At 62.0% G+C, this 16,637-nt stretch carries 20 protein-coding genes and 2 pseudogenes; 15 read left to right on the top strand and 7 right to left on the bottom strand.

Annotated features, from left to right (window positions below; all coding sequences use genetic code 11):
• Window positions 1-119 precede the first annotated feature (119 nt).
• The 5 genes and pseudogenes from PSH59_RS14950 to PSH59_RS14930 all read left to right on the top strand — a co-directional run bounded on the left by PSH59_RS14950 (window position 120) and on the right by PSH59_RS14930 (window position 2,462).
• Window positions 120-503 (top strand): DUF2946 domain-containing protein, encoded by a 384-nt coding sequence (locus PSH59_RS14950; protein WP_305393054.1) that lies wholly within the window; start codon window positions 120-122, stop codon window positions 501-503.
• A gap of 62 nt (window positions 504-565) precedes the next feature.
• Window positions 566-1,153, top strand: coding sequence for a putative natural product biosynthesis protein (locus PSH59_RS14945; RefSeq protein WP_305393053.1), 588 nt, complete (start codon window positions 566-568; stop codon window positions 1,151-1,153).
• A gap of 117 nt (window positions 1,154-1,270) precedes the next feature.
• Window positions 1,271-1,714, top strand: coding sequence for a hypothetical protein (locus PSH59_RS14940; RefSeq protein ID WP_248083504.1), 444 nt, complete (start codon window positions 1,271-1,273; stop codon window positions 1,712-1,714).
• Window positions 1,715-1,882: 168 nt separating this feature from the next.
• Window positions 1,883-2,071 (top strand): annotated as a pseudogene (locus tag PSH59_RS14935) (GTP 3',8-cyclase MoaA); the annotation flags it as partial.
• A gap of 181 nt (window positions 2,072-2,252) precedes the next feature.
• Window positions 2,253-2,462 carry a DUF3079 domain-containing protein gene (locus PSH59_RS14930; RefSeq protein ID WP_305393052.1) on the top strand — a complete coding sequence of 70 codons (210 nt, stop codon included), beginning with the start codon at window positions 2,253-2,255 and terminating at the stop codon, window positions 2,460-2,462.
• Here PSH59_RS14930 and PSH59_RS14925 read toward each other — a convergent pair.
• Both PSH59_RS14925 and PSH59_RS14920 read right to left on the bottom strand, forming a co-directional pair.
• A complete protein-coding gene (locus tag PSH59_RS14925; RefSeq protein WP_248083502.1) occupies window positions 2,451-2,732 on the bottom strand; it encodes a hypothetical protein in 282 nt (93 codons plus the stop codon). The genes PSH59_RS14930 and PSH59_RS14925 overlap by 12 nt on opposite strands.
• Window positions 2,733-2,803: 71 nt before the next feature.
• The gene (locus PSH59_RS14920) at window positions 2,804-3,280 is read right to left on the bottom strand and encodes a hemerythrin domain-containing protein (RefSeq protein ID WP_305393051.1); all 477 of its coding nucleotides are present in this window, start codon (window positions 3,278-3,280) and stop codon (window positions 2,804-2,806) included.
• A gap of 345 nt (window positions 3,281-3,625) precedes the next feature.
• On the opposite strand from PSH59_RS14920, the gene PSH59_RS14915 reads away from it, so the two are divergent.
• Window positions 3,626-3,832: a PLDc N-terminal domain-containing protein gene (locus tag PSH59_RS14915; RefSeq protein WP_305393050.1), complete on the top strand. Its 207-nt coding sequence runs from the start codon at window positions 3,626-3,628 to the stop codon at window positions 3,830-3,832.
• Window positions 3,833-3,895: 63 nt separating this feature from the next.
• Here the strand turns inward: PSH59_RS14915 and PSH59_RS14910 are convergent, their stop codons facing one another.
• Entirely contained in the window at window positions 3,896-4,456 is a 561-nt protein-coding gene (locus tag PSH59_RS14910; protein ID WP_305393049.1) for a type 1 glutamine amidotransferase domain-containing protein, read from the bottom strand.
• Between the two features lie 27 nt (window positions 4,457-4,483).
• Window positions 4,484-4,987, bottom strand: coding sequence for a DUF4142 domain-containing protein (locus tag PSH59_RS14905; protein WP_305393048.1), 504 nt, complete (start codon window positions 4,985-4,987; stop codon window positions 4,484-4,486).
• A 184-nt stretch (window positions 4,988-5,171) separates the two neighbouring features.
• Between PSH59_RS14905 and PSH59_RS14900 the strand changes: the two genes are divergently transcribed.
• The 3 genes from PSH59_RS14900 to PSH59_RS14890 are packed head-to-tail and all read left to right on the top strand — an operon-like array spanning window position 5,172 to window position 6,564.
• Window positions 5,172-5,396 (top strand): hypothetical protein, encoded by a 225-nt coding sequence (locus tag PSH59_RS14900; RefSeq protein ID WP_305393047.1) that lies wholly within the window; start codon window positions 5,172-5,174, stop codon window positions 5,394-5,396.
• A gap of 2 nt (window positions 5,397-5,398) precedes the next feature.
• Window positions 5,399-5,830 (top strand): DNA methylase, encoded by a 432-nt coding sequence (locus PSH59_RS14895; protein WP_305393046.1) that lies wholly within the window; start codon window positions 5,399-5,401, stop codon window positions 5,828-5,830.
• A complete protein-coding gene (locus PSH59_RS14890; protein WP_305393045.1) occupies window positions 5,827-6,564 on the top strand; it encodes a DUF72 domain-containing protein in 738 nt (245 codons plus the stop codon). Before PSH59_RS14895 ends, PSH59_RS14890 begins: the two co-directional genes overlap by 4 nt.
• Here PSH59_RS14890 and PSH59_RS14885 read toward each other — a convergent pair.
• On the bottom strand, window positions 6,529-7,314 hold the full coding sequence (locus PSH59_RS14885) for a DeoR/GlpR family DNA-binding transcription regulator (protein WP_248083493.1): 786 nt from the start codon (window positions 7,312-7,314) through the stop codon (window positions 6,529-6,531). The two genes, PSH59_RS14890 and PSH59_RS14885, sit on opposite strands and share 36 nt — an antisense overlap.
• Window positions 7,315-7,436: 122 nt before the next feature.
• Here PSH59_RS14885 and PSH59_RS14880 point away from each other — a divergent pair, with 122 nt between their 5' ends.
• Window positions 7,437-8,597 carry an alpha-hydroxy acid oxidase gene (locus PSH59_RS14880; protein ID WP_248083492.1) on the top strand — a complete coding sequence of 387 codons (1,161 nt, stop codon included), beginning with the start codon at window positions 7,437-7,439 and terminating at the stop codon, window positions 8,595-8,597.
• Between the two features lie 191 nt (window positions 8,598-8,788).
• On the opposite strand, the gene PSH59_RS14875 is transcribed toward PSH59_RS14880, so the two are convergent.
• Entirely contained in the window at window positions 8,789-9,715 is a 927-nt protein-coding gene (locus PSH59_RS14875; protein ID WP_248083491.1) for an alpha/beta hydrolase, read from the bottom strand.
• 143 nt (window positions 9,716-9,858) lie between these two features.
• Between PSH59_RS14875 and nudK the strand changes: the two genes are divergently transcribed.
• Window positions 9,859-10,446 (top strand): GDP-mannose pyrophosphatase NudK, encoded by a 588-nt coding sequence (gene nudK, locus PSH59_RS14870; RefSeq protein WP_305393044.1) that lies wholly within the window; start codon window positions 9,859-9,861, stop codon window positions 10,444-10,446.
• A gap of 19 nt (window positions 10,447-10,465) precedes the next feature.
• On the opposite strand, the pseudogene PSH59_RS26395 reads toward nudK, so the two are convergent.
• Window positions 10,466-10,576 (bottom strand): annotated as a pseudogene (locus PSH59_RS26395) (RHS repeat-associated core domain-containing protein); the annotation flags it as partial.
• A gap of 302 nt (window positions 10,577-10,878) precedes the next feature.
• Here PSH59_RS26395 and lexA point away from each other — a divergent pair.
• The 4 genes from lexA to PSH59_RS14845 are packed head-to-tail and all read left to right on the top strand — an operon-like array spanning window position 10,879 to window position 16,598.
• The gene (lexA, locus tag PSH59_RS14860; protein ID WP_305393042.1) at window positions 10,879-11,496 is read left to right on the top strand and encodes a transcriptional repressor LexA; all 618 of its coding nucleotides are present in this window, start codon (window positions 10,879-10,881) and stop codon (window positions 11,494-11,496) included.
• A complete protein-coding gene (gene imuA, locus PSH59_RS14855; RefSeq protein WP_305393041.1) occupies window positions 11,496-12,110 on the top strand; it encodes a translesion DNA synthesis-associated protein ImuA in 615 nt (204 codons plus the stop codon). Before lexA ends, imuA begins: the two co-directional genes overlap by 1 nt.
• 7 nt (window positions 12,111-12,117) lie before the next feature.
• Complete coding sequence (locus PSH59_RS14850) at window positions 12,118-13,530, top strand: DNA polymerase Y family protein (protein ID WP_305393040.1); 1,413 nt, start codon at window positions 12,118-12,120, stop codon at window positions 13,528-13,530.
• Window positions 13,527-16,598 carry an error-prone DNA polymerase gene (locus tag PSH59_RS14845; protein ID WP_248083485.1) on the top strand — a complete coding sequence of 1,024 codons (3,072 nt, stop codon included), beginning with the start codon at window positions 13,527-13,529 and terminating at the stop codon, window positions 16,596-16,598. The genes PSH59_RS14850 and PSH59_RS14845 overlap by 4 nt, the downstream gene beginning before the upstream one ends.
• Window positions 16,599-16,637 lie beyond the last annotated feature (39 nt).

Here is a 16,637-nt window from a genome sequence, read left to right as displayed (position 1 = left end):
GTAAACGAGGAGGGCGCCAAGTCTACCAACCCTGGCTACCCCACGTAATCTGCGACGTTCTGCCACAGGTGCGCGGTGCATTTGGCCTCTTTTGTGTCTCGAGTGGTAGAGTCGCCGCCATGAAATTGAGCCATCCCAACCGTTCGCTGATCGCCTGGAGCCTGTATTTCTGCGTGCTGATGAACCTGTTCGTGTGCGGTTTGGGCCATGGGCATATGATGGGCCAGCAACTCAACGGGATCGGCGGGGCGTTCTGTTCGGTGGCGGGTAAACAGGCGCCACTTTCCGACAAAGGGTCCGGCGGCGCGGCTTCCAGTAACATCTCGAACTACTTTGCCTGCCCAGTGTGCGCCACCTTGACGCTCGCCCTGGTGTTCCTGATCGGCCTGGCCTGGCTGCTGGGCCTCTCGCAACCCCCGCGCCCGGCCTATGCGCGGCGCAACAAGGCGCCGCCACGCTACGTCTGGCCCTCGGCCAACCCCCGCGCTTCCCCCGCCGTCTGACGTGTGCCTTGGGCCGCCCCTAACAGGGCGGCGTTCTATCGTCACGACTGTGAGTGCGTTTCATGAGCCACCCATTGCCTGCCGGCGCCCGTCGCCTGCGTGCCGAACCTGTACCTGCGCAATACCCCAGCAATTCCCGCTGCTTCGTGCACCTGGATGCACGTCTGTTGCCGTACTGGCACAGCCTGTTCGACATCTGTCCGGCGCTGCTCAAGCTGGACCCGCCCGAGGGCCTGAACCTGTTTCGCAGCTTCATGACCTGGGCCTACCGCAACCAGCCCGCCCAGGACTGGACCTACCACCTGAATGTCTGCCGCTGGCTGCTGGACTCGCCGTATCGCGAGCAGATCGACGATGAGCCCATCGAAGCCTTCATGGCCGCCACGGCGGCCTGCTGGGTCAATACCGATGACAGCCCGGCCGAAGGCGTGGTGCTGGCGTGGCAAGGGGTGACGCTGTTCGATTGGAAAAAACCTGGGCGCGCCGCTGTCGAACCGCGCGCCTTGCCCCCCGCGCCGTGGGATTTCGCCTGGTGCCCACTGACCGCACGCGGTGGCTTCAGCGGCTGGAGGGTGCCTCCCGACCTGGCCCCACCGGCAAACGGTATCGTTCCCGGGCCCCCACGGGCACGTTCCAAGGCCTGGGCGTGACCTGGCGCAGCACGGTGCTGCAAGGCACGTCAGCCAAGCCTTGATCGGCATCAAGGCTGCACCCTGCGTCCGCCGGCACACTGAGCGCTCCCCGGCCGGTCCCCTTGAGAGGCCACGATGCTCTATCTGCTGCTGTTATTGGCTCACCTGTTCGCCGCGCTGATTTTTATCGGCACGGTGTTTTTCGAGGTGCTGATCCTGGGGCACTTGCACCGGCACTTGCCGCTGCGCGTGATGGTGTTGGTGGAGCAGGGCGTCGGCCGGCGTGCCAGGGTGCTGATGCCCTGGGTGTTGCTGGTGCTGTTCGGCGCCGGGCTCGGTATGGTCTGGCTGCGTTATTGGCCGGCGTTGGCCGCGCCGTTGTCTTCCTCGTTCGGCACCTTGTTGAGCCTTAAGTTGATCCTCGCCGCCAGCGTGCTCGCGCACTTTTTGCTGACCATGGCGCGGATGCGCCGGGGCAGCGTCAGTGCGCGCTATATCCGTGGGGTGCACCTGAGCCTGTTCGGGCATATGGTCGCGATTGTGCTGTTGGCCAAGAGCATGTTCTACCTCACCTGGTAAAGCCCTTGATGCACATCAAGGTGCGCCGTGGCGTCGCACCGGACAATGGCTCACCGTCGCCTGTTCCGGAGCCTGTCATGCACACCGTCATCCCACTCGCTCGCGCACGCCAGGCTCAAGGCGTGCTGGACTTGAACGGGCATGTCGACCAGCGCAAGTTCCACGTCGGTGACCGTTGAAGGGCAGTTGTTGTTGTTGTGTTTGGGGTAGGAAGATGCGCTGGATTTTCGCGCTTTGTTGCGGCGCTATCCGCTGGATGACGGGCCGTTGGTTGAGGCGTTTTGTATGGGGTTGAGGGGCAAGCCGTTGCGGCATGATTTCAGGGGGGATGGGGTGATTGGGGGAACTGAGTATTGAGTACATATCCGTTGCTGCAGCAACGGATATGTACTCTGTCCTACCATCGACACCCCATCCTGAACCAACCCCTGTGTTCGGGGCCCCAGCTGTAAGAACGGACCCAATTGACATCAATCAAGCCCACCAGCCGCCACCGGACGTAGGGTGTGGCTATCGCCCACCGGCAAGGATCCCGCCCATGGCCAAGCCTTTCCCCCTGCACCCCAAGCACCCCGAACGCATCTGCTGGGGCTGTGATCGCTACTGCGGCGCCAGCGACCTGGCCTGCGGCAACGGCGCCGACCGCACCATGCACCCCGCCGAGATGCTCGGTGATGACTGGTACGAACACGGCGACTGGGGCCTTGCCCCCGAGCCACCGAGCGCCGATGAGCCGTCAGCTGCCTGAACGCGGTTTTCTGGGTGGTTTCGTGTCGGAATCGGAGTCCGCAGGTTTGGACGTTTTGTCCGTCTGCTGCTGGTCGCTTTCCTGGGTTTTTTTGTCCCGGTCGGAAGGGCTGCTTGGATAAGTCCCGGGCGGCAGGGCAGAGCCGGCGGCGCCGTCGCCCGCCAAGGCATCGGCCGCAGCTGTGGGGTTGTCGCCAAATGCAGCAAAGGCAGGTTGACCGCACAGGGCAGTCAGGGTGAGGGCGAGCAAAATCCTTCGCGAGTGCTTCATGATTCAATCCTCTTGATCCATTGCGCAAAACTGTTTCCCTCACCCCGACGCAGCGGGACGACGGGCGGTAATCAAGCCGCCATCGGTTTAGCGCCCATGGTTTTTTTATACGCTGCTTTCATGGCTTCCATTTCTGCACCAAGCGCTTCGAGCTGCGCTTTGCCGAGCAGTTTTTTCGCTTGAGGGAACATCTCGGTTTCCTCTTCCTCGATGTGATGTTCCAACAGTTCCTTGACCACTTTTACCCGGCCGGAAAACTCGGTGGTGGAAGGTTCGGTCTTCTTAAGATCAGGCAGCACCAGGGCGTCGACGGTGCGGTGCTCTTCCTTGGCTTCGTGGTACATGACGTCTTGTTCCTTGCCGCCGGCTTTACGGAAGGCTGGGTAAAGAATCTCTTCCTCCAGCTTGGTGTGCAGAGTGATTTCCATCTCCAGCTTGGCCAGCAATTCGGTGCGCTTTTTTACCCCGCGTTCGGTGGACTCGCTCAGTTGGGTCAGCAGCGTTTTGACACGTTCGTGGTCGGCTTTGAGAAGGTCGATCGCATTCATGATGAAACCTCACAGACTGGGTTCGGGCGCGTCGAAGTGCGCGCCTCGTCGGAGTCATTGCATCAGCCGTACCAACTTATAATTTCGATAAAAGTACCTATAGATCAATGGGTTGTGGCGAATTAAAGACGGCGCGGGTCGTGCAGCTTGCATGGTCGGCGGTCAAGCGGATTGCATTACGCCCATGGTGGTCGGCCGGCTTGATGAATGTGGCGCCCACTGCCTGCTTGACCTCACAGGCCAGGCCGCCAGGTCTCTATTCACGTGCCGGCTCAAATAGCACAAATCCGATGGAACCCTTGGGGCTCGTGCTTGACCTAACCCTTAGACCTCAGGAGGTGAAGCATGCAATTAGAATATGTCTGGATTGGGTTGGCGGTGATTGTGCTGCTGTTGGAGTTGTGGGCCATCAACGTGGTACTGCGTAGCACCAGCGGCTGGGAGACCAAGGGGTTGTGGTTGGTTATTCTGATCTTTGTGCCGGTGTTGGGGTTGATCGCCTGGTCGATGTTCGGGCCTAAGCGTGAGATGGCCGAACACCGTAAAAGCTGAGGTTCAGCACGGTCGGCAAACAGGCGCCCCATGGGGCGCCTGTTTACGTTCAGAGCTCGACTATCAGCCAGCCAGGGCGCTGGCAATCGCCTCGTTGAACGCCGGCAGGTCATCCGGTGTGCGTGAGGTGATCAACGTCCAGCCATTGGCTTTGCATTCCTTGACCTGGGCATCGACCCAGCCGGCAGCACCGGCGTTTTCCAGGTCGATGCGCACGCTTTTATACGAGGTCAGGGTCTTGCCCTTGATCACGCCCGCGTCGATCAGCGTCCAGGGCCCGTGACAGATAGCGGCGACGGTCTTGCCGGCGTCGGCGAAGTCTTTGATCAAGCGCAATGCCGCCGCGTCCTGGCGCAGAGTGTCAGCGTTGACGGTGCCGCCGGGAATCACCAGCGCGTCGAAGTCGCTGCTAAGAACGTCCGACAACTGCACATCGGATTCTACCGTCTTGTCCTTCTCGGTATCGCCGACGAAGGTCTGGGTGGTGCCGCCCTTGCTGGAACCGTGGGTCACGGTGGCGCCATAACCGCGCAGCGCTTCCAAAGGCTTGACCAGCTCATCGCGTTCGATGCCGGTGTTGGACGTGATGATAAGGATTTTCTTGCCGCTGAGTGACGAACTCATGGTCGAGTCTCCTGTGTGCTGGGTGGATTATTTGGCGTATTTGCTTTGCAGCTCCTTGGCCATTTGCAGGTGTTTTTCCAGGGTCGGCAGCGTGTCGGTGGCGAATGCCTTCAACTCGGCGTTGTCCGAAGAAGCAGCTTCTTTCTTGAACAATTCGACGGTTTTTTCATGGGCGGCCACCTGGTTGTTGGCGTAGGCCTTGTCGAACGATTCGTCGCGCATTTCGAGGATGGCTTTTTTGGCTTTGTCGGTCAGCGCGGCGTCATCCGGCACTTCAATATCCAGCTTTTTCGCCAGGGCCATCAGTTGCTGATTGGCCTTTGTGTGGTCGGTGACCATGTGCTGGGCGAATGTTTTTACATCGGCCGATGTGCTTTTTTCCAAGGCCAGCTTGCCGGCCTCGACTTCGGTGATACCGCCTTGTGCGGCGTTTTCAACGAAGTCGTTGGACGTGGCGGCCATGGCGGTCGAGATAGAGCCCGCAACCAGTGCGAATGTCAGGCCCATTTGTTTCATCAGCAAAGTAGTCATGGTGTTTCTCCTTGAAAATGGCGAGTGCCAGTACCTGTCTGTTGAGCCGGTACCTGTGCAAAAGGTTTAAATTTTTTTCGCGAAAATCCCGCAGGGCAATTTCTTTGAACGATCGAAATGCCACACGCTCTGCTGCATAAGTGCGCGCTGTTTCTGCGCGCTTTCAATGGCTTGGAGAGAGACCGTGACCGACCCTAAGACCGCCGACAAAACCCCTGACCCGATCAGTTCTGAAGACGCCCAGAAAGGTACCGACGATGCTTTAAAAGGTCAGACCCTGGCGCAGCCGAATCCCAAAACAGAAACCGTCGACAAAGTGCTCACGCCCACATCGATCAAAGACACTGAGCGCCAGACCGATGCGATCCGCGAGCAGGCCGCAGACGCCGAGCGCAAACTGGACCGCTGAGCATGGCAGGTGTTATTACCGCCGCCGACCTGGGCATCGAGCTCAAGCCCGATGACGACAGCAGCCTGTTCAAGTGGTTTATCGCCAGCTTCCTGATGGGCAAGCGCATCCAGGCTTCGATTGCCGCGCAGGCGTACAAGGTGATTGTTCAAGAGCATGGCCGCGACACCGCGCGCAAGTTGCAGCACTGCACCTCGCGCGAACTGGTGGCGATGCTGGGCCGCGCCCATTACGTGCGCTATGACGAAACCACGGCGCAGCGCTTGCTGGACCTCAGCGCCAAGTTGAACGCCGACTATGCCGGCAAGCTCACCCAGATGCGCAGCGCCAGCGCCGACCGCCAGGCGTTCGAGCAGCGCTTGGCTGAGTTCGAGGGGGTAGGGCCCAAGACCATCGAGATTTTCATGCGCGATGCGGCGGCGGTGCTGTTTTGACGCCAGCGTTGTATGTGGGATGCGCGGGCTGGAGTTTGCCGCGTGAGCACTGGCCGGCGTTCAGCCGTGAGGGCACGCATTTGCAGCGCTATGCGTCACGCTTCAATGCGGTGGAAATCAACAGCTCGTTCTATCGGCCCCACCAGCCGAAAACCTATGCGCGCTGGGGACAGAGCGTGCCGCCAGCGTTTCGTTTTTCGGTGAAGGTCCCCAAGCACATTACCCACACCCGGCGTTTGCAGCAGTGTGAGATGGCGCTGGATGAATTTCTCGAGCAATGCTTGCCATTGCGCGAGCATCTGGGCTGCCTGCTGGTGCAATTGCCCCCTTCATTGACCTATGAACCCTCCACGGCCGACGCGTTTTTTACGGCGTTACGTCGACGGTTTGCCGGCAATGTGGTGCTTGAACCACGCCACGTCAGTTGGCACGCCGCTGAGGCGCTGTTGCAGGCAATGCAGATAGGGCGCGTGGCGGCCGACCCGCCGGTGCTTGACGCCTCTGTCACCTGCGCCGGCTGGCACGGCGTGCGCTATTGGCGCCTGCATGGCTCGCCGCGCATCTATCACAGTGCCTATGGTCCGGAACGTGTGCAGGCCTTTGCGCGACTTTTGGGCCAGTCGGCTGCAGAGGGCGTTCCCACCTGGTGCATATTCGACAACACCGCGAGCGGCCATGCGGTGGCCGACGCCTTGTCTCTACTCGACCTCAACCCGCAGAACGTCCACACCTAGCTGCTCATACGCCTCCAGGTTCGGCACATGCCACTCGGTGATTAATGTGTGAATGCGGTTGCACGGCGCCACCACAAACGGCTCCACGGCGCCGAGTTTGTCGGCGGTGGTCACGGCCACTACGTGGGAAGCGCTGTCGAGCAGGGCTCTTTTGACCGCCACTTCATCAAAATGCAGCGAACTGATGCCCACCTGCGGGTGCAAGGCGCACACGCCGGTAAACAGCAGGTCGGCCTTGATGCTCTGGATCAGGCGTACGGCTTCGAAGCCGCCGGTGGAGAGTGTGGCGGGGTTGAGTTGGCCGCCGGCCAGGATCACGTTCACATCCGGATGGTCGGCCAGGGCGATGGCGATCATCGGCGAGGTGGTGACAGCGGTCAGGCGGATCGAGCGCGGCAATGACTGAGCGATCTGCAGCGTGGTCGAGCCGGAATCGAACAACACGATCTGGCCGTCCTGCACTTGGTTTGCGGCCAGTCGTGCAAGATGGCGCTTGGCCTCATTGCTCTCGCCGACGCGGGTGAAGAAGTCCTTGCCGGTGTCTTTCGGCCGGGGCAGGGCGCCGCCGTGGACACGTTGCAACAGGCCGGCGGCGGCGAGTTCGCCGAGGTCGCGGCGGATGGTGTCCTGGGACACGGCAAAGTGTTCGACCAATTGCGAGGCGGTGACTTTGCCGTCGCGTTCCAGCAGCAACAGAATCTTCTGTTTGCGCAAGGACGGCAGATCAATGGCTTGGTGGGTGTTATGCATGTTTTTGCACTTATTTGCGGGTTTGTGCGAGATTAGTCGCCGGTCGATCTAAACGCAATGGCTGGTTGCAGGGCCGATGGGCGGTTACTCTCTGGGGGTCAGTTCAGGGAGAGGTGACCTAGATGTCGTTGATGACAACCATCGAAGATTTACGCAAGCTGGCGCAAAAACGTGTCCCACGGATGTTCTACGACTACGCCGATTCCGGGTCCTGGACTGAGAGCACCTACCGCGCCAATGAAAGCGACTTTGCCGCCATCAAGTTCCGCCAGCGTGTGGCGCGCAATATCGATGAGCGCTCGATCCGCGCCAGCATGATCGGCCAGGACATGGCCATGCCGGTCGCGCTGGCGCCCACCGGTCTGGCAGGCATGCAGCATGCCGATGGCGAAATACTCACCGCGCGTGCCGCCGCTAGGTTCGGCCTGCGCTACACCTTGTCGACCATGAGCATCTGCTCGCTGGAAGACATCGCCGAGCACGTCGGCCAGCCGTTCTGGTTCCAGCTGTACGTGATGCGCGACCGCGCCTTTGTCGAGCAATTGATCGAACGCGCCAAGGCTGCCGGTGTGGACGCCCTGGTGCTGACCCTGGACTTGCAGATTCTTGGGCAACGTCACAAAGACTTGATCAACGGTCTGTCGGCGCCGCCCAAGCTGACCCTGCCGAATATCCTCAACATGGCGACCAAGCCGCGCTGGGTCATGGGCATGCTCGGCACCCAACGGCGTGGCTTCGGCAATATCGTCGGGCATGTGAAGGGCGTGGCGGACATGAGTTCGCTGTCGTCGTGGACCGCTCAACAGTTCGATCCGCGCTTGAGCTGGGACGATGTGCAGTGGATCAAAAAATGCTGGGGCGGCAAGCTGATCATCAAGGGCATCCTCGATGTGGAAGACGCCCGTCTGGCCGCCGATTCCGGCGCGGATGCGTTGGTGGTCAGCAACCATGGCGGCCGTCAGTTGGACGGTGCACCCTCGAGCATCAGCCAGTTGCCGGCGATTGTCGACGCGGTGGGTGAGCGTATTGAGGTGTGGCTCGACGGTGGCATTCGCTCCGGCCAGGACGTGCTCAAGGCCATGGCTCTGGGCGCCAAGGGCACGATGATCGGCCGGCCGCATTTGTACGGTTTGGGTGCCATGGGGGAGGCGGGCGTGACCAAGGCGCTTGAGATCATCGCCCGTGAATTGGACGTGTCGATGGCATTGTGCGGGTATAACGATATACGCGATGTGAATCGCGAGATTTTGTTGCCCGGTACATTTCCAGAAAGCATTCGATAAGCAAAAAAAACGTAAAAAAATAAAAAGAGTTGTCCACGGAAACCGTGGGTATCTCTGTGGATAACTTTGCGAACCCCCGGCTGGCTTGGCGATTTAAGCATAGATCAATATTTGATCAACTTTGCGTTTGGGCCAGCATGGGCTGGGTTTGCGCTTGACAGGCAAGTGCGGACCCAGTGCCGAAAACCTATTTATGACGGGTTATTGCGGCCTGTGGAGTGCGTAACCACCTGCGCCGGCATCCGGGCTTGCATCAGGTTGTCGAGTGCCTGGCGATAGCTGCGACCGGCCAGGCTCATGCTGTTGTTATGGCTGGCACCGGGCACCAACAACAGCCGCTTGGGTTCCCTGGCGGCGTCGAACAATTGCTGGCTGAAACGCGGTGGCACGTAGCGGTCGTCAAGGCCGTGCACCACCAGCAGCGGCATCTGGATGTCGGCGATCTTGTCGATGGAATCGAACTTCTGCGACAGCAACCAGCGCACCGGCAACGAGGTGTTGGCCACCGCCGTGGCCACATCCGCGAGGGAGGTGAAGGTTGATTCGATCACCAGCCCGCGTACCGGCAGCGGCGTCTGCTTACCCAGTTCCGCCGCCAGATCGATGGCCACCGCACCGCCCAGCGAGTGCCCGTAGATCAGGCGTTTGCTTGGGTCTGGTTGCAGCACCTGGAAACGTTCCCAGGCGATACGCGCGTCCTCGTACACCGTGGTTTCCGAGGGAAGGTCACCTTTGCTTTGGCCAAAGCCACGGTAATCGATGGCCAGTACCGAATAACCGAGTGCCTGCAGTTGCTCGATACGAAACAGCTGCCCGGTGAGGTTCCAGCGCACGCCGTGCAGGTAGAGCACCGCCGGCGCGTCTTTCTGGTCGGCCGGGTACCACCAGGCGTGAATGTTCTGCCCTGACTTGAAACTGGCGGGCTTGAGTTCAAATTCCTGCACCGCCTTCGGTAAACCGCTGTACCAACTGGCAGTGCCCGGCTCGATACGAAACACCAGCTCGCGCTCTTTTTGTTGCAGTACGCTGCACCCCACCGGCAAGCCGACGATCAACACCAGCATGCACAACAGGGGAAACCAGCGCAGGCGCAAGCGCGACAGAAAACGAGAAGACATGAAGGTTCCAGTGCAAAGGTGAAGCAGGGTTTTTACCAGATGGCCTACAGCGGCAGGTATAAATTCGACGGTCGTGCAGGGTGATTGCTTGCAAAGTATTACAGAGCTGACAATGGCGCCTTCTTTTGAACAAAGGCCCGACCATGGACAACAGCCCCGTTCGCATCACTGCCGAAGAAACCCTCTCGGACAATTGGTACCTCCTCAAGAAATACAGCTTCGACCTGCGCCGCCGCGACGGCAGCTGGCAAGCCCAAACCCGCGAGGTGTACGACCGAGGCAATGGCGCGACCATCCTGTTGTACAACCGCGAGCAGCGTACGGTGGTGCTGATTCGCCAGTTCCGCATGCCCACGTTCGTCAACGATTACCCCGGTTACCTGATCGAAACAGCCGCCGGGTTGCTGGACAACGCCAGCCCCGAAGAACGCATCCGCCTGGAAGCGGAAGAAGAGACGGGCTACCGCGTGGGGCAGGTGGAGAAGGTCTTCGCGGCGTTCATGAGCCCGGGTTCGGTTACCGAGCGGATTCACTTTTTTATCGGCGAATACCAGCCAGGGGATCGCGTGAGCAGTGGCGGTGGCCTGGAAGAAGAGGGCGAAGACATCGAGGTGTTGGAACTGGGCTTCGAGAGGGCATTGGCGATGGTGCAGAGCGGGGAGATTGCGGATGGCAAGACCATCATGCTGCTGCAGCACCTGGAGTTGAGGATGTTCAAAGACGGCTGGTGAGTCGGCCCTTTCAGGTGAGGTACGCGTTGATCCCACCCGCCAACGTCACCGGGTCTTGCGTGAGGTAACGACCAATATCCGGATTGTAGTAGCGATGGCGGTTGTAGTGCAGTCCGCTTTCTTGATCGAAAAAGGTATTCAGGCATTCACGAAAGTCACGAAAGACGCCTTCGGCATCGACCTTCTTTACGTCCATTGGGGTCAGGGCCAGCCTGCCGATGGCCAGGTTCAAGGCATTGCCCCATTAACCAGGGCCATAACGAAGACAACCATCTGCAATACCTCGCACTGTGTATTCAGGCGAAGGACTTTGCAGCGGTTATCAGGGGCGGGGAGTAGAGGTTATCCGGCGCTTGCGTGGGGCGTTTCGACAATTCGCGTCCCCGCTATGCGACTGCCGGCTATTGTCAGAAATTTCCCACAAGAGTACAAATGTACTCCATGACAACCCTGACCCCCCGCCGTACCGCCATCCTGACCTTCATCCGCGACCGTATCGCGCAGCAAGGTCAGCCCCCGAGCCTCGCCGAGATTGCCGAGGCGTTCGGCTTTGCCTCTCGCAGCGTCGCACGCAAGCACGTCGTGGCATTGACCGAAGCGGGTTTTATCGAGGTCAACCCCAACCAGGCCCGCGGTATTCGTGTGCTTAATCAACCCGCGCGCCCGGAATGGCTTGACGTGCCCGTGCTCGGCCGTGTCGCCGCAGGCCGGCCCATTGGCGCCGACGCCGAAGTGCACAGCCGTCTGCAACTGGACCCGAGCACCTTCGCGAAAACCCCCGACTACCTGCTGCGGGTACAGGGCGACTCGATGATCGAAGACGGCATCCTCGACGGTGACCTGGTGGGCGTACGCCGCAGTGCCGAAGCCTTGAACGGACAGATCGTGGTGGCGCGCCTGGACGGCGAAGTCACCATCAAGCGGTTTGAACGCAGTGGCAACAGCGTGCGCCTGCTGCCGCGCAACCCCGCGTATCAACCCATTGTGGTGGGCCCGGATCAGGACCTGGCCATCGAAGGGGTGTTCTGCGGCCTGGTGAGGCAAGGCTGATGGGCGCCGTGGTTGCGCTGGATACGCTGTTCAACGGCGGCCGCGTGTGGAAAGGCCGACCGGCCGCGCCTCCCGCCAGCGTGCACCCCACCGGGCTGGCCGCGCTGGATGCGGTGTTGCCCAGCGGCGGCTGGCCGGAGTCGGCGTTGAGTGAAATCCTGATGGCCAAGGACGGTATCGGTGAGCTGCAACTGGTGCTGCCGACCCTGGCGCGCTTATCCAAAGCAGGGGAACGCATTGTGTTGGTGGCGCCGCCCTATACGCCGTATCCCCATGCCTGGCAGAACGCCGGGGTGGATGTACGCCGGCTCTCGGTGATCCAGGCCGAGGAGCGTGACGTGTTGTGGGCGGTGGAGCAGTGCCTGCGTTCCGGCAGTTGCGGCGCGGTGTTGTGCTGGCCGCGCAAGGTCGATGATCGCGCGCTGCGGCGTCTGCAAGTGGCGGCGGAAACCGGCCAGACCCTGGCGTTTGCCTGGCGCGCCTTGAGCGAAGCGGTCCATTCATCGCCGGCGGCCTTGCGCCTGGCGGTCGAAGCAGCGCCTGCGCAAGTGCGGGTGCTCAAGTGCCGCGGTGGCCTGGCTCATCCGGCGCCGATCGCGCTGGCCGGGCACTGAGGTTGGCATGCGCTGGGTGTGTATTGTCTTCCCGCAATTGGCGCTGGACGGGGTGCAGCGTGTGCATCCCGAGCCCGACCAGCCCTTGGCGCTGCTGGCCGGCACACCGCAGCGGCGTGTGCTGCAAACCGTCAACGACGCCGCGCGCGCCTTGGGCTTGCGCCCAGGTCTTTCCCTGACGGCAGCCCATGCCCTGGCCAAGACCTTTGCCAGCGCTGAATACGACCCCGCCGAAATCGAGCGCTGGCAGCAGTTCCTGGCGGCCTGGGCCTATAAGTTCAGCTCCCAGGTGAGCCTGTATTACCCACGCGCCCTGTTGTTTGAAATCGAATCGAGCCTGGGGCTGTTCGGGCCCTGGCCACAGTTCGAAGCGCGCTTGCGCAAGGAGTTGACCGAACTGGGTTTTCGCCACCGTATCGTCGCTGCGCCCAACCCGGCGGCGGCGCGGGTGCTGGCCAATCTCTACGATGGCCTGGCCGTCGGCGACGACGCCTTGCTGCACGCCCTGGCGCCGTTGCCCATCGACCGCGCCGGCCTGGAGCCCCAGGCGGCCACCGCCTTGTCGCGCATGGGCCTGCGCACCCTGGCCCAGGTGCAAGCCTTGCCCCGACACACCTTGGCGCGACGCTTCGATGCCGGCCTGCTCAAACACTTGGATGCCCTGGCCGGGCAGCGCCCATTGGCCCTCGGTTTTTACCAACCGCCGGACCAGTTCGATGTGCGCATCGAGTTGAATTTTGACGTGCAGTCCCACCAGGCACTGCTGTTTCCCCTGCGCCGCTTGACCGCCGATTTATCCGCGTTTCTGTGCGGTCGCGACAGTGGCGTACAGCGTTTCGACCTGCACCTGGAACACGCCCAACTGCCCGACAGTGTGATCAAGGTCGGCCTGCTCAGCGCCGAGCGTGAACCGGCGATGCTCTTCGAACTGGCCCGTGGGCGCCTGGAACAGGTGCAGGTCAGCGCACCGGTGCGCGGTTTTCGCCTGGTGGCCCAGGACCTGCCGGTGTTCGTGCCGCAGCGCCAGGACCTGTTCGACGACCGCCCGCAACAGACCCTGCCGTGGGAGCAATTGCGTGAACGCCTGCGCGCACGCCTGGGCGATGAAGCCGTGCAAGGCCTGCGTTTTCATGCCGACCATCGCCCCGAGTGCGCCTGGCAAGCGGCGACCGACACCCGCGCGTGCCCGGGCTTGAACAAGGTGCGGCGCCCCGGCTGGCTGCTCAATCAACCCACCTTGCTGGCTGAGCAGGGCGTGCAGATTCTTATGGGCCCGGAGCGCATCGAGTCCGGCTGGTGGGACGGCGCCGACATCCGCCGTGACTATTACCTGGTCCGGACCCGCGCCGGCCAACAAGGCTGGGCTTACCGCAGCGTCGGGCAAAACGATGGCTTGTGGCTGCAAGGCTGGTTTGCATGAGCTACGCCGAGCTGCATTGCCTGTCCAACTTCAGCTTCCAGCGCGGCGCGTCCAGTGCGCTCGAGTTGTTTGAACGCGCCAAGCGTCAGGGTTACAGCACCTTGGCGATTACCGATGAGTGCACCTTGTCCGGCATCGTGCGCGCCTGGCAGGCCGCGAAGGCGGTAGAGCTGCCGCTGATTATCGGCAGCGAAGTGTGCATCGAGAACGGCCCGAAACTGGTGCTGCTGGTGCAGGATCTGCGCGGCTACCAGCACCTGTGCCGGCTGATCACCGTGGCCCGACGCCGTGCCGAAAAAGGCCATTACCGCCTGCTGCAGGAAGACTTCGAGCAACCCCTCGGTGGTTTGCTGGCGCTGTGGGTCGCGCAGGACAGCGATACCCAGGCCTCGATCCAATGGCTGCGCCGCACCTTCGCCGAACGCCTGTGGCTGGCCGTGCACCTGCACTGCGGCCAGGACGATGCGCGTCATCTTGAGCAGCGCCTGCAACTGGCCGCGAGTCTGAATATCCCGGCGGTGGCCTGTGGGGATGTGCACATGCATGCGCGCGGCCGCCGCGCCCTGCAGGACACCATGACTGCCATCCGCCATCACGTGCCGGTGGCTGAAGCCGGCACACGCCTGCACCCCAATGGCGAGCGCCATCTGCGCAGCCTGGAGGCCCTCGGCGCGCTGTACCCCCAAGCCTTGCTCGACGAAACCCTCAACATCGCGCGCCGTTGCACCTTCGACCTCGGCCAACTGCGCTACCACTACCCGCGCGAACTGGTACCGACGGGGCATGATGCTCAATCCTGGCTGCGCGCCGTCACCGAAGCCGGCATCGCCAGGCGCTGGCCCCACGGCATCGACGCCAAGACCTTGCAGCAGATCGATCACGAGCTGACCTTGATCAGCAAACTGGGTTACGAAAGCTACTTCCTCACCGTGCATGACATCGTGTGCTTTGCCCGCCGCCAGTCGATTCTGTGTCAGGGCCGGGGCTCGGCGGCCAACTCGGCGGTGTGTTTTGCTTTGGGCATCACCGAAATCAACCCGAGCCTGACCAATATGTTGTTCGAGCGTTTCCTGTCCGAGGAGCGCAACGAGCCGCCGGATATCGACGTGGATTTCGAGCACGAGCGTCGCGAAGAAGTGCTGCAGTACGTGTTCCAGCGCTACGGCCGCCACCGCGCCGCGTTGACCGCAGTGGTCAGCAGCTACCACGCGGCCGGCGCGGTGCGTGACGTGGCCAAGGCGCTGGGGTTGCCGCCGGACCAGATCAACGCCCTGGCCGATTGCTGCGGGCGCTGGAATGACGAGGCGCCACCGTTGGAACGCCTGCGCGAAGCCGGCTTCGACCCGGACAGCCCGATCCTGCGCCGCGTGCTCACGCTTACCCAGCAGTTGATCGGCTTCCCCCGGCACCTGTCCCAGCACCCCGGCGGTTTTGTGATTTCCGAATACCCGCTGGACACCCTGGTGCCGGTGGAAAACGCCGCGATGGCCGAGCGCACCATCATCCAGTGGGACAAAGACGACCTGGACGCGGTCGGTCTGCTCAAGGTGGATATCCTCGCGCTCGGGATGCTCAGTGCGATCCGTCGTTGTTTCGATCTGCTGCGTCGCCATCGCAACCTTGACCTGGCCCTGGCCACGATTCCCAAGGAAGACCCGGCCACCTACGCGATGATCAGCAAGGCCGACACCATCGGTGTGTTCCAGATCGAGTCGCGGGCGCAGATGTCGATGTTGCCCAGGCTCAAGCCACAGACCTTTTATGACCTGGTGATCCAGGTCGCCATCGTGCGGCCGGGGCCGATCCAGGGCGGCATGGTGCATCCGTATTTGCGCCGTCGAAACAAGGAAGAAGCCACCACCTATCCGTCGCCGGAACTGGAAAGTGTGCTCACGCGCACCTTGGGCATCCCGCTGTTTCAGGAGCAAGTGATGCAGATCGCCATGGTCGCCGCCGACTACAGCCCTGGCGAGGCCGACCAGTTGCGCCGCTCCATGGCCGCGTGGAAACGCCATGGCGGCTTGGAACCGCATCAGGAACGCCTGCGCACCGGCATGCTTAAAAACGGCTACACCGAGGCATTTGCCGCGCATATTTTTGAGCAGATAAAAGGCTTTGGCAGCTATGGCTTCCCGGAGTCCCACGCGGCCAGTTTCGCCTTGCTGACCTACGCCAGTTGCTGGCTCAAATGCCATGAACCGGCGGCGTTTGCCTGTGCACTGATAAACAGCTGGCCCATGGGTTTCTACAGCCCGGATCAGATCCTGCAGGATGCGCGGCGCCATCGGCTACAGATCCGTCCGGTGGACGTGCAGGCCAGCGACTGGGATTGCAGCCTGGAGCCCATCGACGGCGGGCAACCGGCGATCCGCATGGGCTTGCGCATGATCGCCGGGTTCCGTGAAGCGGACGGGCGTCGCCTCGAAGTTGCGCGTCAGTGCCGGCCGTTCAGCGACATTGCCGACCTGGATGCACGCGCCGGGCTGGATGCGCGTGCCCAGGCCCTGCTGGCCGATGCCGGCGCCTTGCGCGCCTTGGCCGGCAACCGGCATCAGGCGCGCTGGGACGTGGCCGGGGTGCACAAACAACTGGGGCTGTTTGCCGGTTTGCCAGGCCCCGATGAAGCGCTGGTGGACTTGCCCGCGCCCACGGTGGGCGAGGACCTGCACGCGGATTACGCCACGCTCGGCACCACCCTTGGGCCGCACCCGCTGGCGTTGCTGCGCGATGAGTTGCGTAAGCGCCGTTGCCGCAGTTCCCGCGAGCTGATGGCGGTGGAGCATGGACGCAATGTCAGTGTGGCGGGGCTGGTCACCGGCCGGCAGCGCCCAGGCACTGCCAGTGGTGTGACATTCGTGACGTTGGAAGACGAATTCGGCAACCTCAATGTGGTGGTCTGGCGTGACCTTGCCGAGCGCCAGCGCCAGGCATTGGTGGGCTCGCGTCTGCTCAAGGTGGATGGACGTTGGGAGGCGGTGGGCGAGGTGCGACACTTGATTGCCGGGCGCCTGACCGACCTGACGTCGCTGTTGGAAGGCATTCATGTGCGCAGTCGCGACTTTCAATGAAACCGGTGCATCTGAGGGTGTTTACGCCCAAATTTATAC

The sequence above is a fragment of the Pseudomonas sp. FP2309 genome (genome assembly GCF_030687575.1).
In the GTDB taxonomy this organism is placed as follows: Bacteria; Pseudomonadota; Gammaproteobacteria; order Pseudomonadales; family Pseudomonadaceae; genus Aquipseudomonas.
This window is presented reverse-complemented; position numbering and strand designations above follow the sequence as displayed.

Coding starts and splice junctions, on each gene's coding strand:
- PSH59_RS14950 (WP_305393054.1), top strand. CDS start 120: ATGAAATTGAGCCATCCCAACCGTTCGCTGATCGCCTGGAGCCTGTAT.
- PSH59_RS14945 (WP_305393053.1), top strand. CDS start 566: ATGAGCCACCCATTGCCTGCCGGCGCCCGTCGCCTGCGTGCCGAACCT.
- PSH59_RS14940 (WP_248083504.1), top strand. CDS start 1,271: ATGCTCTATCTGCTGCTGTTATTGGCTCACCTGTTCGCCGCGCTGATT.
- PSH59_RS14930 (WP_305393052.1), top strand. CDS start 2,253: ATGGCCAAGCCTTTCCCCCTGCACCCCAAGCACCCCGAACGCATCTGC.
- PSH59_RS14925 (WP_248083502.1), bottom strand. CDS start 2,732: ATGAAGCACTCGCGAAGGATTTTGCTCGCCCTCACCCTGACTGCCCTG.
- PSH59_RS14920 (WP_305393051.1), bottom strand. CDS start 3,280: ATGAATGCGATCGACCTTCTCAAAGCCGACCACGAACGTGTCAAAACG.
- PSH59_RS14915 (WP_305393050.1), top strand. CDS start 3,626: ATGCAATTAGAATATGTCTGGATTGGGTTGGCGGTGATTGTGCTGCTG.
- PSH59_RS14910 (WP_305393049.1), bottom strand. CDS start 4,456: ATGAGTTCGTCACTCAGCGGCAAGAAAATCCTTATCATCACGTCCAAC.
- PSH59_RS14905 (WP_305393048.1), bottom strand. CDS start 4,987: ATGACTACTTTGCTGATGAAACAAATGGGCCTGACATTCGCACTGGTT.
- PSH59_RS14895 (WP_305393046.1), top strand. CDS start 5,399: ATGGCAGGTGTTATTACCGCCGCCGACCTGGGCATCGAGCTCAAGCCC.
- PSH59_RS14885 (WP_248083493.1), bottom strand. CDS start 7,314: ATGCATAACACCCACCAAGCCATTGATCTGCCGTCCTTGCGCAAACAG.
- PSH59_RS14880 (WP_248083492.1), top strand. CDS start 7,437: ATGTCGTTGATGACAACCATCGAAGATTTACGCAAGCTGGCGCAAAAA.
- PSH59_RS14875 (WP_248083491.1), bottom strand. CDS start 9,715: ATGTCTTCTCGTTTTCTGTCGCGCTTGCGCCTGCGCTGGTTTCCCCTG.
- nudK (WP_305393044.1), top strand. CDS start 9,859: ATGGACAACAGCCCCGTTCGCATCACTGCCGAAGAAACCCTCTCGGAC.
- lexA (WP_305393042.1), top strand. CDS start 10,879: ATGTACTCCATGACAACCCTGACCCCCCGCCGTACCGCCATCCTGACC.
- imuA (WP_305393041.1), top strand. CDS start 11,496: ATGGGCGCCGTGGTTGCGCTGGATACGCTGTTCAACGGCGGCCGCGTG.
- PSH59_RS14850 (WP_305393040.1), top strand. CDS start 12,118: ATGCGCTGGGTGTGTATTGTCTTCCCGCAATTGGCGCTGGACGGGGTG.
- PSH59_RS14845 (WP_248083485.1), top strand. CDS start 13,527: ATGAGCTACGCCGAGCTGCATTGCCTGTCCAACTTCAGCTTCCAGCGC.